Genomic DNA, 16,479 nt, shown 5'->3' with positions numbered 1-16,479 from the left:
ATAACTAATTTTTATTTCTTCTGGGCTTGAATTTTATCGAAAACCCCGCCATCAGCGAAGAATTTCTTATCAATTTCATCCCAACCTCCCAAGTCTTGAGCTGTACCCAGCGTTTTGACCTTAGTATATTTGTCTGTAACTTCCTTACTTTGGGCTAGTGTCTCATCTACAGGACGGAATCCTACTTTGACAAACTCCTGTTGAGCTTCGGGAGTGTAAAGATATTTAACAAATGCTTCAGCGACTTCACGAGTACCGTGCTTATCAACGTTCTTATCTACTATGGCGATGGGATTATCAATGGAGATATTTACATCAGGAACAACATACTCAACCTTTTCACCTTTTTGTTGTGCCAAGATAATTTCGTTTTCATAGTTGATTAAGGCGTCTCCCTGACCTTGCTTGGCAAAGGTATCAGTAGCTTCACGCGCATCTTTTGTCAAAACAGGTACGTTTTTGTAAGCTTTGGTGACAAATTCCGTGGCTTTAGCGTCATCCCCACCAGTTTTAATCACAGAATTCCATAGCGCCAGAAAATTCCACCTAGCAATCCCTGATGTTTTAGGATCGGCCGTAATCCATTTAACTCCATCTTTGCCTAAATCAGCCCAAGTTTTGATACCTTTAGGGTTGCCTGGGCGAGTTACTAATGCTGCTACAGTTTTCGTAACAATAGCATTATTAGGGGCTTCCTTCTCCCATCCCGCCTCAATTAATCCCGCCTTTTGAATTTTTTCTGTATCTCCTGCCAGCGCTAAATGAACAACGTCTGCTTCTAAACCATCGATCACAGCACGAGTTTGAGAACCAGATCCCCCGTAGCTTTGCTTGAAGCTAACAGTTTGGTTATGTTCTTGTTTCCATTTTTCTACAAATTTAGGAATAACAGCTTCGTGCGCTGCTTTGGTGACAGCAAAGGAAACAAGAGTTAATTCTACATTTTGTTTGTTGGCGGCAACAGGACTAGCGGCAGGGGTTTCACTGGCAGAATTACTACTATTTCCACCAGAGCAGGCGGCAAGGGCCACACTCAATAATGTCCCTGCCAAAAATAACGATACAAAGCCTTTAAGCGAATTTAACCTGAATCGAGTGATTATTCGCTCAATACTCAGTTGCGATCGTTTCAGGGGGCGCGGCCACAGACTCATTCCAGATCCTCCTCTATAAAAACTACGGTTATTCTATAGAAATACCGTATACATACATGGTATATAAGATAATTGCAGGTATTCCTGGTAAAAGGCAAGAGGAAAACTGCATATTCTCGATAGAGAATATGGTGATTTTAACAGTTTGCTAGGCAATTCAAACTACTTCGGCTAAAGAATTTTTAAATTTTTATCACATCATCATAATTAGGTTCATGGCTTTTAAAAAGAACCTATCAAGCTAATAGCTGATCTTTAAGAGTCTTTTTTCTCTAACAGGTGGTACTAGGTAAAATTTCCTGGCTTTGTAGGGAGCGATCGCTAAAAATCGTACTAATGAAGCCCTAGCTTGGAGTTTTGTTGCCCAGTCCTTTAAAAATGCCGTTGTGTTACCTATGGCAGGTTTTCCACCAACCCTTCTCCTGCGGAGACGCTATGCGTAGCTTGCTTAAGCGTAGGTGAACGGGAACGCTGCGCTGAACAGGACTAGACTCACCACTTGCTACGCTGCGGGACGCCGTCCTAGCCTGAGGCAACACTCCGCGAACGCGTCTACGGGCCTCTACAAACTTGGTGGCTCCCATACGTGTATTTCAAGAATTAAGTATGAATCCTATCTAGTTTTTCTGCATCAGAAATAAATCTTCTTAGATATCTTTCAACCTGGCATTATTATCGAATTGTAGGTAATGTTTAATAATATGCTCTACGCTATTACCACAACTATTAGCGAGTAGCTTTAAGTCAACTTCATTATTAGCTTGGATGCTGATAAAAGTGTAACGTGTAGAATATGGTTTTAAATATTCTAATTTTCTTTCTTGTGCTAATTTCTTTACCACCCCAGGATAGTGGTAGACTTTACCTCTAATCTCGACAGTGTTACCTGTCCATATATCCGTAAGTGTATTACTTGAATATTGCTTACCAAAGATAGTTCTAAAAATTAATTAATTTTCTTTTTTGCTACTTTTATATAATCTTTTCAATAGATTAATTAGCTTACTTATTCCTTGCATTTTAAATAGCTTATACACATTATTTTTTGCATTTTTAGTAATTCCAGTACTGCTATCAAAGGATTCTTTAAAAATTATCCACCCTTGCTCTAATTGAATATTTTTCCACTTCAAAGCTCACACTTCACCATGTCTACAACCAGTAAGAAATAGAAACTCGATTAAATCAACACCATGTCAGATAGAGGCTTGCTCAGAATTTCTGAAAGATTCAATGATTAAATCTCTTTCTTGGACGCTATAAGCCCTATAATCTTCTCAATAGTTGTTGAGACTTTTTCGTTACAGTATAAGTCTTTTTTCCTTCTTGGAAATAATCTAGTGTTAATCGCTGATTACTTGTAGCACGTTGACACATATTACTCAGCAAACCAAACAGCTTTTTAATTTGTTGACAGTTACTTTGTTTTACTAATAAATATTTAATTAAGTTGTTGGCAGTATCAAGATTTAGGCTATAGTCTAAAAAGTCCTTAATAAAGTTGGTATAAACAATACAATTTTTTTTGTAGGTAGTTTTTTGGATCTGCTTTGTTTGCAATTTCCAGCCAACAAACTCATGCCATAATTCCCCAAGCTTAGGTGGTTGTTTAAGATTGCGTAACTGGGTAATTGTGGTTAATTGCTTAATTTCCAGATACTTAGCTAGTGTGGGGTCAAAGAAACCGCCATCTGGATGATCAATGTCAGCTTGTATCCGTGCTGCTATTTGATTTGCCCATTGGTGATTTTCTGGGGTGTCACTTCTCCCCAACCCTTTATACGCTTGTCGCTTGCTATAGAACTGCTGGCTAATGCGAGTGCTGAACTGTAGCCTTTAACTACCTTTGTCTGAACCGACACGTATATCTGCTAATTTGATAGAATCCTTGCTACTCTTACGTTTTGAGTGCATAGTAAATTTCTAGTAAAAATAGCAATTTAATAAATGACAATTACTAGAATAATTGATTTTCCGTCTTTTGATGAAAGCAGGAATGGGGTTGTTGTAATGGTCGAGCCATACAGCCAAACAGAGCAGATGCAGCAAGTGGTTTACCGCATTTTAGATGCTAATTTAGACCGCGCTCGTGAGGGTTTGCGAATTATCGAGGAATGGTGTCGCTTTGGATTAAATAATGCTCAGTTGACTGGGGAATGCAAGCGTCTGCGACAAGAGATAGCTCACTGGCATACAGCTGAACTGAGAGCAGCGCGAGATACACCAGGGGACGCAGGGACAGAACTAACGCATCCACAAGAGGAGCAACGCACTAGCATTAAAGCCTTATTGCAAGCTAACTTTTGTCGAGTGCAAGAAGCAATGCGGGTGCTGGAAGAATATGGCAAGCTTCATCATTCTGAGATGGGTAAAGCATTTAAGCAGATGCGGTATCAAGTTTATACCCTAGAAAGCAATTTATTAGGTTATCAACGTCATCAACTGCTGTGGCGATCGCGCCTGTATCTGGTTACCTCACCGTCAGAAAATCTGTTGACAACGGTTGAAGCTGCACTCAAAGGTGGATTGACTCTGTTACAATATCGTGACAAAACTGCTGATGATGCTGTCCGTCTAGAACAAGCTAAAAAACTGCGACAGCTATGCCAGCTCTATGGCGCTCTTTTTATTATCAATGACCGTGTAGACCTGGCTTTAGCAGTAGATGCAGATGGCGTACATCTGGGACAGCAAGATATGCCCATTGACATCGCCAGACAATTACTCGGTTCCCATCGCCTCATAGGACGTTCCACTACAAATTTAGAGGAAATGCAAGAAGCAATAGCTCAAGGTGCTGATTATATTGGTGTGGGGCCAGTTTATGAAACGCCAACAAAGGCAGGTAAGCCAGCAGCTGGCTTAGAATATGTCAGTTTTGCTGCCAAAAATTCTCCTATTCCCTGGTTTGCGATTGGAGGAATAGATGCAAATAATATCAATGACGTGATTGATGCTGGTGCAGAACGTGTAGCAGTGGTGCGATCGCTCATGCAAGCAGAACAACCCACCTTAGTGACACAATATTTGCTCTCGCAATTGAATCGCATTAAACCAGAGCCTTAAACAATTTAAAATTTAAAATCGCTAAAGTTCTGAGTAGTAGCTTTTGCTGCTCAGAATTTTCTCAATCTTCTCAATTGCTTTTAATGAATTTTGACAGCTTATGTCTAATCAGATTACAGTTCAGGTAAATGGGGAGAGCCATACCTGTTCATCCCAAACTCCTTTACCAGACTTACTCCAAGAACTTGGTTTCAATCCCCGCTTAGTAGCAGTGGAGTATAATGGCGAGATTTTACACCGCCAATTTTGGATTCAAACAAATGTGCAACAAGGCGATCGCTTAGAAGTTGTCACCATTGTTGGTGGCGGGTAAATCAGTTTATCGTGACTGGGAAAAGTGGTCATTTGTCAAAAGGCAATGGGCAAGATTTATTAATTATTTCTCCCCACCCTCTCCCACACTCCCCACACTCCCTTGTCCCCCACACTCCCTCATTCCAACTTGTATAGCGAACGGTGAAAGGTTTTGCGTTTGGCTAATTCTTTACCTTTACGACCGAGTTGTTCGCGTAATGACTGGTCTTTACACAAGCGATTGAAAGCTTGAAAAACTTCATAGCCAGAATTAGGGTTAACCAATATGCCGTTCTCTTCGTGCTGAATTGCATCTATGACACTACCTAAACGAGAAGCAATCACAGGTTTACCAAAGTAACTCGCCTCTAGGTAAACGATGCCAAAACCCTCTATATTGCTAGCTTTCGTATCCTGGAGATTGAGTATGGCAAATATATCGCAGGCTGCATAATAGCCAGCTAATTCGCGATCGGGTACGTATCCAGCAAAGTGTACTCTTTGATCAACCCGCAAGCGATGTGCCAGAGATTTAAGTTCCGATTCACAAGGGCCTTGTCCACAGATTATGTAGTGGACATCGACCCCAACAGTCAATAGTAAAGGCAAATTATCAATTACACGGTTAAAGCTTTTATGCTTAACAAGCTGTCCCACCGAGAGAATAACTACTGCTGTCTCCGGAATGTTGTACATTTGGCGCACACTTGCACGTAAATCACCGAGATTACCTTGACTTGTTACTTGGCTAAATTTCTCTGGCCTAACCATCGGGTTAATTACGTGGGTAGGGGTATCCAATCGAAACCTAGCTCTGAGATAATCTTGTGTAAAGGAACTGTTACAAATAATCCCTTCAGCTCGTTTAAGTGTCAATTTAAATAGCGATCGCCATAAAGGATTGCGTAAACCACAAAGAATATCATTACCGTGAAGATAGATAAAAAAGCGAATAGGTAAGAAAAAGCTTAGGAGCAAAAGTGATGGAAAGTCGTAGCCGTGTCCCCATTCAATATAGCGATAGTGATAGCGAAAATATAGTTTGATTGCTAGTACAAATGAATATATGAGATTGAGTAAAGGATTGAAAAAACTCCAATCTCTAGTCATTGGCCAACGGTATATGGGAAATTTTTGAGCTTGATCAAATACTTTATCGCCTGAGCAACCAGCAGCTAGAACAATTACCCGCTCTGGATCTTGGAGACAACGATTATATACGTATTCACTAATTACAGCCTCTTTCGGCAGAAAGCTCCGAGTTATAACTAGAATATCTGGAAAGGCAGTTTTTTCTCTAACATTTGCCGCCAGTTGTGAAATATGTTCCATAATAAATTTTCTAACTATACTGCCTATAATGTTTAATTTTTCCTACTCTCAAATAGGGCGAAGAAATTAGCACCAATTTACTGCTGTCCTTGGGCTGTAATTTTGGTGAATTTAGAATTTTATCTAGAGAATTTGGGTGTGAACTAAAGGATGAACCAGGACAATGATTTATTGACGTCAGTTACATCTTACTCACCTCAATTCTACGAGAGCAAGTGAGTAACTTAGCTACACAGGGAAATCCCTTATACGGTGATTCTCCTATGTGGTAAGCAGTAGCGTGGGCAGTTTGCCCGAGGAGCGACCTAGACTAGATTTTGAGCAAAAATCTCTTTCTGTAATTTCCATTGAGAATTTGCTATATCTGTATCTAATTTTCTCCTGTTTTATTATCTTCGCCAATAGCTACCCTGCAAAAACCTGGAATCTACATTATTTTTTACCATCAGTATTTATCCCAGGAAGAGCAAGAAGATTTGTAAAAAATTATCACTTTATAATACATAGGCTGTAGAAACATAATTCTAAATCCTTGTTTAAGCGATTGGATTATACAAATTTCAGCAGTATTTTAGAACAGTAGCTAGAAATATTTTGTTTTTAATGTTGTTAATTTTATTTTTAATTTCAATTCCTCACCACATAAGATTTGTCTATCTGATTAACAAGCATTGAATATCGGTACTGCCAGCTAAATCAATTGTTCATAGACTATTGTGGTAATTGCTCAATTTAGTTTCTATAAAGAGACTATCCTGAAAAAAACTCAAAATCCTGCCAAAATGCCAAAAAGACTCAGGTTTGTTTTGAGTCTTATATCAAGTAGCTCTTGATTGTGAAGTCTAAGGTACCTCCAGTTATATAAGTACATAAGTAGATGAGCCTAAATAACTATAGCTGCTTTGGCATGGGTAAAGGAGAATGGAGGAAATTTTACCCTTGGCTATGACAAAACATTACATACTTTGCTTTAATACCACCTCACTTGAAAGTGCTGAGTACTGAATGCTGAATTAAAATCCCAGTCCCCAGTCAAATTTCATACTTGGCGGTGAAACTTGTTTTATTAGAACTGGCTACTTACCCATAGGCTAGGATGCAGTTAACAAAATATCCCCAACTAATTATGGTAGTTAACTGATCTGCAAAAGTAAACCACATTACTTGGATGCTAAATCAATTTTTCTAATCAGTTATATAAATTACTGTAATTAAGATTACAAATTTTAAAAATGCAAAATCATTACCAGAAGTTTCCTAAATGATGAGTATGATTCTGTGTTACTGCAAATAGAGCAGTATATTCGCTCTCAGGCTGAAAGCTAGTGGCTCACAAAAAAAGCCCACCTACCCTAACCTGCGGGTTCTACTGTGGAGTACGGGAACACCAAGAGCAAACGTGGGCTAATGAAACGCATCTTCATACAGAAACAGAAACGGTATAAATTAGTGGTTGCTGCATCTGTGCAAAAACCATAAAATGCTTTTTCACCCTATGGTTTAAATGATAAGTCTCTCTCCAGACACAAGATGAGGACTAGGACAACTCCTATAGGGAATGGTAAACAGGGTAATGATTAATTGATCCCAAAATTCCCACAATAGAGAAAAGATTTAGGGTACGGTTATCTACTCAAGAAATCCCCCCTAAGCTTGCTGTCTAGGCAAGATAAGACGCGGTACATTGAAGATGTAGCTGATGAAGACTAATGTTACAGAGAGCTACTGCCAATCAAAAACTCGCTTGCTTGCTACGGGCTGGCGTTACCGACCAAGCACAACTCTCCTACGAGCATGGGGAGACATCATCACCAATACCGTTTTTCAAGCGACTGTATTATGCGTAAAAAACTACAACTAGCGATCAAACCGCTGTTAAAAACTTTCTTTATCCTGAGCCTGGTGTTAGCTTTGGCACTTGGTCACGCCGATGGAGCATTAGCTGCCCGTAGTGGTGGTAGAATCGGCGGTGGTTCCTTTAGAGCGCCTTCTAGCCGCACTTACACACCTCGTACCTATGCGCCTCCTGGCGGGGGAGGATATTACGCTCCTTATCCTGGTGGTGGTTTTGGATTTCCTTTCCTGATTCCCTTTTGGGGTATTGGTGGGGGATTTGGCGGGTTGTTTACCATCTTAATTTTTATTGCGATCGCTAATTTCTTACTCCAAACCTTCCGCCGCGTTACCAGTGGTGACACTACAAACGAAGAAGGCTACAGCAGCAACCCTTCTGTGTCTGTAACTCGTTTGCAAGTAGGTTTATTAGCTCAAGCCCGTGACTTGCAAACCGAACTCGACCGCATTGCCGAAACTGCTGATACCAACTCCCCAGAGGGGAGAGCAGAAATTCTGCAAGAAACTAGCCTAGCCTTGCTCCGCCATCCAGAGTACTGGGTATATGTTGGTGGTGGTACACAACAAGCTAAGTTAAATTCTGCTGAGGCTCAATTCAACCGTCTATCACTAGCAGAACGCAGCAAATTTAGCGAAGAAACGCTATCTAACGTCAACAACCAACTGAGAGCCGCACTAGCTAAAGAAGCTCTACCTGGTGCTGGAAATCCCGAAAATCCCACTGACCTCATAACCTCTGGCCCTGGAGAATATATTATTGTTACCTTGCTGGTGGCAACTCTAGGCAAGTATGCAATTCCGGCGATTAACAGTGCTGATGATTTGCGTCAAGCTTTGCGTCAAATTGGTGGCATTCCTAGCGAGCAAACTTTAGCAATAGAGGTGCTTTGGACTCCTCAAGCTGAAGGTGATACTCTGACTTCTGATGATTTGTTAGCTGAGTATCCTGATTTGAAGCTTGTTTAATCAAATCATGCTGCTATAGCAGCATAAAAACCGCTTGCCGTTAAGCAAGCGGTTTTTTGTTTCAGTATAAGCATATTTAGCATATATCTTCCTTGTCGATTTTAGTATAGCAAATTTAGGATCAGATGTCAATCACATTTTTCCCCGCAAATGTTGTGTCATTGTTAATGCAAAATTTATTACCATCAGGGTTGAAGGGATTTGAGCAATGGGGATTTTGGCAGATTTGCATAACTTGGGATGATTCAGAGTTTATGGTTTATGGTTCCCAAAGTTAAGGCTAAGAATTCCCCGCAGTTATTGACAGGACTTACGCAAAATTATGAAAAAACGTAGACGCGTTCGCGGAGCGTTGCCGCAGGCTAGCGGCTTCCCGAAGGGTACCGCAAAGACACAAAGGACACAAAGGAAAGAGGGTTTTAGAGGGTTCTTGCGTAAGCCCTAATTGAGAATGGTGCAAAAGTCAGTTTGCGAGTTGCAAAAGCTAGTTGATGAGTTGCAAAAGTTGATTTTAAAGCGTCCCTTCGGCAGAAAACACAACGCGAAATCCACAAATCCTCAACCCGCCATCTGACTCATTCCAACTGCGGCTGGCGCTACGACAAAGTTCTGCACCGAAACTCCAAGAACCACCACGCAGAACTCGGCGATGCATATCACCACCATCTTCCCAAACTGCGCCATCGGTGGGTGCGCCATGATAATTGTTGTGCCAAGGGTCGGCGCACCATTCCCACACTAACCCGTGCATGTCGTACAATCCAAAGGCGTTCGCTACTTCAAAACTTCCAACATTTGTGGTTTCTTTACGGTGTTTAGTATCGCTACTGCTACAGCTGACTAACTCAGGAGTAATGGTTTCGCCAAAGTGAAAGGATGTCTTCGTTCCAGCGCGACAAGCATATTCCCATTCAGCTTCACTGGGTAAACGATAATCATATCCAGTTTTTTCTGCTAACCGGAGACAAAATTCTACAGCTTCATGCCAGGATACATTCTCTACTGGTCGATTTGGCCCTTTGTTTTTAGATGGGTTGGGATTCAAAGGTTGTTTGACTTTAGGTAAAGCGGCTACGGCTTTCCACTGTGCTTGAGTTACAGGAAATTTACCCATAAAAAAAGGTGCAATTGTAACTAGGCGTTGGGGACGTTCGTCAGCATCACCTTCAAATTCTGGCGAACCCATCATGAAAGTACCCCCAGGAATCGATACCATTTCTAGGGCGATCGCTTGACTCAATTCTTCTGTAAAGGATTTGTTATGAAGGCGATCGCGGTTTACTTCTCTACCAGCTGTATCTACTGTTACTACGTCAAATTCAAAGCTTTGTAAAGAGGGTAGGGGTTTTATGGCTTTTTGTGGTCTTGTTGGTGGTGATATAGGCAGTAATATCCGTTGAGATATTGCCAAAATCTCCGCTTCTAGTTCAGATGTGGTTGTAGACTTCAAGTCATTAAGAACTTCTGCTGCGGATTGATATCTATCCTTTGGTAAATGTTGAAGCAATTTATCGAGAATCTTCCCTAAACCATCACTGATGATTATGCCATTTTCTTGCAAACGCTCTGGCCATAACCACTTAGCATTCATGGCATCATAAAGATTGTCATAAATCTGTCCATCAGTATTTTGTAAAGGCAAACATTGAGTTAAAAGACGCACGCAAGTTACACCCAAAGCATATAAATCACTGGCGTGACAAGCAAATCCAGCCATTTGTTCTGTGGGAGCGTAACCTATTGTATAAATTACTGTAGCTTGTCTAGCTAAACTAGTTTGGGTTACCTGTTTAGCACCACCAAAGTCAATTAATACGGGTTTACCATCACTATCGCGGCGGATAATATTTTCTGGTTTGATATCCCGATGAATAACATTATGTGAGTGAATGAAATCAATAACTGGTAATAAATCAGCTAAAAGTTGGCGAATTTCTGTTTCAGTAAAGGATTGTTCTTGAACTTCTTGTAAAAGTGTTTTTCCTTGAATAAATTCTTGGACAAGATATAAGCTTGAACCTTGTTCAAAGTAAGCTAGTAAGCGGGGAATTTGCGTATGATTTTCTCCCAATTCATACAAGCGAAATGCTTCCTCTTTAAAGAATTCTGCTGCTTTAGTACGTTGTCCGGTTCCTTGAACTTGGGGAAAAAATTGCTTGATTACACAAGGTGCATCTAGTCTATCTACATCTTCTGCTGCATAAGTTCTACTGAAACCACCTTCACCTAATAGCCTTAATACACGGTAGCGGTTTCTGAGTAGCTTGCCAAAGTTGCTTTGTCCACAACTTATGCAAAATCTATTGCCGTCATGATTGAATGGATTTGAGCAATTGGGATTTTGGCAGATTTGCATAATGGAGAGAAGATAGCATCTTGTCCAAAGTTAGCCCCAATATTATCGAAGTGAAAACAGATGTATAGACAAATAAATATGGACAGACTTAATCTGAGTAGATACTTAGATAAGTAAATACAGATGGAGCCATTTTATTTATTTTTAGATCTCTGTTTGTAACTTTTTAAATATGAGTATATATGAGCGCAATGATTTACATTACAGAAAGAATAATAATTGTAATTTCCTAGACTTGTCAAGGGGATGATAGTTGTATTTGTGAATACAGCTACTTTTAAAGCCTATTAATTAATATGGCAAAATGCAGTTCCGCTTCGAGAATGCGTTGGCTTTTTAATTAACTAAAAAATTTAAATTTCATCTCCGTAAGCGCGAATTAATTCTGCTACAAACGCGACAATTGCAGATGCTAAAATTAAGATAACGCTAAGAGCATTAATATCAGGTTTAACTCCAGTTCTGATGCGACTAAAAATTTCCATTGGGAGCGTGTTAGAACCGCTACCTGCGGTGAAACTAGCGATCAGAAAATCATCTAAACTCAGGACAAAGGCTAGCAGACAGCCAGCGACAATACCAGGCATTAACTGAGGTAATAATACTTTGATAAAAGCCTGTAGTGGTGTTGCTCCTAAATCTAAAGCTGCTTCCTCTAAATGGGGATTTAAGTGCGAGAGTCGGGAAGCAACCACAAGTCCGACGTAGGCGAGACAGAATACTACATGAGCCGCGATAATTGTCCACAAACTTAAGGGAATTGCAAATGCTGCTAAAAAAACTAAGGTAGCTACTGCGATCGCAATATCGGGAATAATCAACGGTAAATAAGAAATGCCACGAGATAATTTCTTGAGTGGAAACTGATAACGTGCTAAACCCACTGCCATTAATGTTCCTAGCACCGCTGAAATAGCCACTGCACTAAAGGCAACTATCAAACTATTCTGCAAAGCCGATACAATTCGCTCATCACTGAACAATTGGCGATACCAATCGAGAGTAAATCCTTGCCAACTTGCACTGTAAGGCGACTTGTTAAAACTATAAAAGGCAAGAACCAGTATAGGCAGGTACATAAAGATAAATATAATTACTGATAAAACCGCCTGCCATGCGACACGCGGTTTTTTTGGGGATGGAGAAATATTCACGTTAGTTATTTTTTAATTAATTTTTATCAGCCAATAATTATATTCTCCTTACCTTTAAAAGTCAATACTATCTAGCTCACAAGCGATCGCACCTAGCATTGATAGCCTTTTCACTAATCGGCAATAACAACCGCAACTGCTTGAAATTCTCGATTCACGTCTTCTCAAAAAGGTAGTAAGCGCAAATACTTGATAATCCTTAGAAACCATAAACCTAGTGCTAAATCAATCAATTTCAGCAACATTTGTGGAAAACTCTAAATATACAGATGTGGTGCAGTTTGAGTAAATAACATAATTTTTCTCTCTTAAGGAGAAGATAATTTCCCTACAAAGATAGAAGATAAAGCGAGAAATGAAAGCATAAGATTATAGAGTAATTCTTAACTTGCTTGGCGTTCAAAGAGAGCTTAGGGCTTAGGTTTTATTGCTTGTAATCATTCATTAAATACGAAGCTCACAAAGCAGAAATCTCTTAGCCAAGACTAACTTTTCAGGAGGTTTGTGATGCGAATTGCTCAGATAGCCCCACTATGGGAAAGAGTGCCCCCTCCAGGTTATGGAGGTATAGAGTTAGTAGTGGGGTTGCTGACCGATGAACTGGTGCGACGTGGACATGAAGTTACACTATTTGCATCAGGAGATTCTATCAGTTTGGCAGAGCTAGAATCAGTTCACCCCCGTGCCCTCAGACTTGATCCTAATATCAAAGAGTATGGCATCTATGAGATGTTGCAATTGGGTTTAGTTTACGAGCAGGCAGAAAAGTTTGATATTATTCATTCCCACATGGGTTGTGCAGCACTGCCCTATGCGAATCTTGTAAAAACCCCGACAGTTCATACCTTGCACGGTATTTTCACCCCTGATAACGAAAAGATGTTTAAATTTGCTAAACATCAACCTTATATCAGTATTTCCAATTCCCAACGGGAAGCAAGATTAGGACTGAACTATGTAGGAACTGCATATAACGGGATTGATGTTAGCACTTATAAATTTCATGCCCAGCCAAACGATCCGCCTTACCTAGCATTTTTAGGCCGGATATCTCCAGAAAAAGGAACACATATAGCGATCGCTGTTGCCAAACAAGCTGGTTGGCATTTAAAAATCGCCGGGAAGGTAGATGTCGTTGATGTAGAATATTACGAAAAAGAAGTCAAACCGCTAATTGACGGCAAACAAATTGAGTACTTGGGTGAAGCAGGCCATGCTCAAAAAAATGCCCTCATGGGAGGTGCGGTAGCAACTTTATTCCCCATCACTTGGCGAGAACCATTTGGGTTAGTCATGGTTGAATCAATGGCCGCAGGTACGCCAGTGATTGCAATGAAACTTGGATCTACAGTCGAAGTAATTGACCACGGAAAAACAGGCTTCCTCTGCGAAAATACTGAAGAGTTTGTCAGTGCCATTAACAAGGTAACAGAGTTAGACCGCCACGCTTGTCGGCAGCATGTTGAAAACCGCTTTAGCCTTCAAAAGATGACTGACAGTTATGAAGAAGTTTATCGACACATTCTGCAAAAGCGATTTGCTCAGAATGGTCGTTCCCGTAGTTTAGCTGGTTTAGGCAAGAGCAGTATTTAGGTGGATCGTTTTGGTTCACCTTTTTATTGTCTGTAGCTATTACATCAGCTAGAGGGCAATTAGCTTCCTACCTAATTAAATATCCCCCTAACTAATCAACACAGATATTCAGTTATCTGTGTTTTTATTTTTGGACGCTGCTAGTCTCCCAAAGGGTAGAGACTCTTTACAACCAGCGTCAAGCTTTTTTGTCGTCAACCTTTTGTCATATTTGTAAGACACATAGCACAAATATGGTTAATATAGTTTAAAAATGTTAAATCTACTGAATTTAACAGTTTTTCTGAACTACTTAGCGCTTTGAACGCAACAGTTAGCATCTGCCATAGGAGCTATATTTTTCGGCTCTTTGAGGATTTACCAGGTCTGAGCCATTGAAGACAGGTCTGATCTACCGGGGATTAAGAATACTTTATATTTCAGTTCGCAAAACCAGTCTTTTAACTCATGACTGTGTATTCCCAATAGGCAATCTGTCAATATGTTGAGTAACATAATCGACATAGTATTTCGTCTGAGTATAAAAATTTATTCTATCTTCACAGGAGTGCTGCCAAGGTGATTTCCCCTATTGTGTTTCCTAGAGATCGTAGGTCTGATATTCTGCCAACAACGGTAGTTGCTAAAGGCGATCGCCCATATTCTCACCCAGAATTCAGACTAAATACAGTTTTTCGTGCCTCCGTATTATCTTTGAGCGTTGGTATAAGTCTAGCGACTTTGACTTTACTGGGGATCAGCTTTGGTAGCGCCATTGCGCAAGTACCACCTGAGGGTGAAAAACAACTCTCTCAGGTTAATGTGCTGTTTGTCAACCCTGCGATCGGGGAAGACAAAGAAGGCAATGGTGGTGAACGCACTCCTTTAAAAACAATTACCCAAGCGTTAAAAAAAGCTACTCCCAATAGCGTGATTACACTTACTCCTGGCATTTACAGTGCCGAAACTGGAGAGGTATTTCCCTTAATCCTCAGACAAGGAATTTCAATTCAAGGAGACGCTGGCAATCAAGGTAAAGGAATTACGATTCAGGGAGGTGGTGAATACCTCAGCCGTAGTTTTGGCGGTCAGAACGTCACAATTGTCGGGGCAAACCAAGCAGGTTTAACTGGGGTAACAGTAACAAATCCCAACCCTCGCGGTTATGGTTTGTTCATTGAATCGAGTAATCCAGTAGTTTTACAAAACACATTTACTGGCAATACCCAAGATGGGGTGTTTGTTACTGGCAATGCCACACCAACTATTAGCCAGAATAACTTTTACCGTAATGGAGCCAATGGGATCACGATCGCTGGTAATTCCCAAGCTCAAGTGCGAGAAAATCTCTTTCAAGAAACTGGCTATGGCATTAATATTGCGCAAAATGCTGCTCCAGCAATCTCAAACAATCAAATTCAAAACAATAGATCTGGGATTTTGGTACAAGCTAGCGCCCACCCAGTTTTGCGCAACAACATCATTGAGGGCAATAAAGAAGATGGTATGGTAGCGATCGCCCAAGCTATGCCAGATTTGGGTAATGATTCCGAACCAGGTGGTAATCAATTTCGCAATAATGGTCGCTACGACATTAACGCCAGTGCGTCTAAACAAGTAATTGCTGCTGTTGGTAACACTCTTACCAACAATCGCACCGCTGGTAAGGTAGATATTAAAGTTCCCTCAACGCTTATAGCTCGGAATGCTCAATCGGCGGCTGGTGGGCCTCAAGACGTACCTAGCAATGGTGAAATCATCTTCTCAGCACCGGAACTTTCCGAAACTCCTAACAGGCTAAACGTACCTGCTGACAACCGCAATTCTCGTAATAACCTGACCATTGGCAAATTGAACCCTCAACTTTTGCCACTGCTACCAGCTAACACATCACGTGTTGTTCCCAAATTCAATCCACCACCCACCCCTACAGTCAATTCTCCAGTTCCCGGCTTTCCGGTTCCCAGCAGCTTGGTAGGTAGAGACACACCACTCAATCCCCCAGTTTCCCCAACCGCAAGTATGCCTCCTGTATCTGGGAATTCGCCTGATACACCACAGTTAAATTACGTGCAGGTTAATACTAGTGCAATTGAGTTTGCTCCACCTCAACCTCCAAGCAATTCTGTAGTCAAACCACGAGCCACAAGAGCTAGAAGTAAAAAGCAGCCATCACAAAGGCGACAAGCAGCCCCTGCGGGTAACTCAAATCTTTTGCCCGTTCCTAATTCCAATATCCCAATGGGCAATACTCGGAATATGCGAAAAGTACCAGTACCAGAAGGTTACCCGACTGGGAATTATGGTGGTTCTTTGCCGAATAATGTAGCTCCGATGGGTACAGGTTCACTGCCCTATGGTGGTACAACTCCAATAAAACCTGACTCATTACCCCCTGGTGCAGTTCCGATGAGTGCAGATTCATTACCTCCTGGTGCGGTTCCGATGGGTAGCAATCCACCGCAGTATGGTGCTATCAGTCCGATGGGTGCACGTTACCGCGTATTAGTAGAAGTAGCAACTGAAAGAGATCAAGAGTTAGTTCGATACCTTGCTCCTGGTGCTTTTTCTACAGTCTCCCAGGGTCGAAGCTTCATGCAAGTGGGAGTTTTTAGCAATCGCTCTAATGCTGAAGGCATGATGAACACGCTCAATAGCAATGGTTTAAGAGCGATCGTTGAAGTGTTGAATTGATTAAAAGGGAACAGGGAACGGGCAACAGGGAACAGAT

At 41.0% G+C, this 16,479-nt stretch carries 12 protein-coding genes; 6 read left to right on the top strand and 6 right to left on the bottom strand.

Annotation, left to right across the window (positions count from 1 at the left end; all coding sequences use genetic code 11):
- Nucleotides 1-11: 11 nt before the first annotated feature.
- Both BV372_RS31730 and BV372_RS31720 read right to left on the bottom strand, forming a co-directional pair.
- Nucleotides 12-1,154, bottom strand: coding sequence for a sulfate ABC transporter substrate-binding protein (locus BV372_RS31730; RefSeq protein WP_086691027.1), 1,143 nt, complete (start codon nucleotides 1,152-1,154; stop codon nucleotides 12-14).
- Between the two features lie 1,266 nt (nucleotides 1,155-2,420).
- Nucleotides 2,421-2,927 (bottom strand): hypothetical protein, encoded by a 507-nt coding sequence (locus tag BV372_RS31720; protein WP_086691023.1) that lies wholly within the window; start codon nucleotides 2,925-2,927, stop codon nucleotides 2,421-2,423.
- Nucleotides 2,928-3,164: 237 nt separating this feature from the next.
- Here BV372_RS31720 and BV372_RS31715 point away from each other — a divergent pair, with 237 nt between their 5' ends.
- Complete coding sequence (locus tag BV372_RS31715) at nucleotides 3,165-4,220, top strand: thiamine phosphate synthase (RefSeq protein ID WP_179198303.1); 1,056 nt, start codon at nucleotides 3,165-3,167, stop codon at nucleotides 4,218-4,220.
- A 100-nt stretch (nucleotides 4,221-4,320) separates the two neighbouring features.
- On the top strand, nucleotides 4,321-4,533 hold the full coding sequence (gene thiS / locus BV372_RS31710) for a sulfur carrier protein ThiS (protein ID WP_086691019.1): 213 nt from the start codon (nucleotides 4,321-4,323) through the stop codon (nucleotides 4,531-4,533).
- Between the two features lie 119 nt (nucleotides 4,534-4,652).
- On the opposite strand, the gene BV372_RS31705 is transcribed toward thiS, so the two are convergent.
- Complete coding sequence (locus BV372_RS31705; protein ID WP_086691017.1) at nucleotides 4,653-5,846, bottom strand: glycosyltransferase family 4 protein; 1,194 nt, start codon at nucleotides 5,844-5,846, stop codon at nucleotides 4,653-4,655.
- A 1,709-nt stretch (nucleotides 5,847-7,555) separates the two neighbouring features.
- On the opposite strand from BV372_RS31705, the gene BV372_RS36830 reads away from it, so the two are divergent.
- Complete coding sequence (locus BV372_RS36830; protein ID WP_179198301.1) at nucleotides 7,556-7,693, top strand: hypothetical protein; 138 nt, start codon at nucleotides 7,556-7,558, stop codon at nucleotides 7,691-7,693.
- Nucleotides 7,686-8,666 carry a DUF1517 domain-containing protein gene (locus BV372_RS31700; protein ID WP_086691015.1) on the top strand — a complete coding sequence of 327 codons (981 nt, stop codon included), beginning with the start codon at nucleotides 7,686-7,688 and terminating at the stop codon, nucleotides 8,664-8,666. The genes BV372_RS36830 and BV372_RS31700 overlap by 8 nt, the downstream gene beginning before the upstream one ends.
- 121 nt (nucleotides 8,667-8,787) lie before the next feature.
- On the opposite strand, the gene BV372_RS38505 is transcribed toward BV372_RS31700, so the two are convergent.
- The 3 genes from BV372_RS38505 to BV372_RS31690 form a co-directional block, all read right to left on the bottom strand.
- Nucleotides 8,788-8,898 (bottom strand): 4-Cys prefix domain-containing protein, encoded by a 111-nt coding sequence (locus BV372_RS38505; protein WP_373270821.1) that lies wholly within the window; start codon nucleotides 8,896-8,898, stop codon nucleotides 8,788-8,790.
- Between the two features lie 279 nt (nucleotides 8,899-9,177).
- Complete coding sequence (locus BV372_RS31695; protein WP_086691013.1) at nucleotides 9,178-11,022, bottom strand: bifunctional serine/threonine-protein kinase/formylglycine-generating enzyme family protein; 1,845 nt, start codon at nucleotides 11,020-11,022, stop codon at nucleotides 9,178-9,180.
- 353 nt (nucleotides 11,023-11,375) lie between these two features.
- Nucleotides 11,376-12,176 (bottom strand): ABC transporter permease, encoded by an 801-nt coding sequence (locus BV372_RS31690; protein WP_306299026.1) that lies wholly within the window; start codon nucleotides 12,174-12,176, stop codon nucleotides 11,376-11,378.
- A 507-nt stretch (nucleotides 12,177-12,683) separates the two neighbouring features.
- Here BV372_RS31690 and BV372_RS31685 point away from each other — a divergent pair.
- Nucleotides 12,684-13,769, top strand: coding sequence for a glycosyltransferase family 4 protein (locus BV372_RS31685; protein ID WP_086691009.1), 1,086 nt, complete (start codon nucleotides 12,684-12,686; stop codon nucleotides 13,767-13,769).
- A gap of 558 nt (nucleotides 13,770-14,327) precedes the next feature.
- The gene (locus BV372_RS31680) at nucleotides 14,328-16,442 is read left to right on the top strand and encodes a DUF1565 domain-containing protein (RefSeq protein WP_086691007.1); all 2,115 of its coding nucleotides are present in this window, start codon (nucleotides 14,328-14,330) and stop codon (nucleotides 16,440-16,442) included.
- The last annotated feature ends 37 nt before the right edge of the window (nucleotides 16,443-16,479 follow it).

The organism is Nostoc sp. T09 (genome assembly GCF_002154695.1).
Classification (GTDB): domain Bacteria; phylum Cyanobacteriota; class Cyanobacteriia; order Cyanobacteriales; family Nostocaceae; genus Aulosira.
The sequence above is the reverse complement of the archived record's forward strand: the minus strand, read 5'-3'. Positions and strand labels throughout refer to the sequence as shown.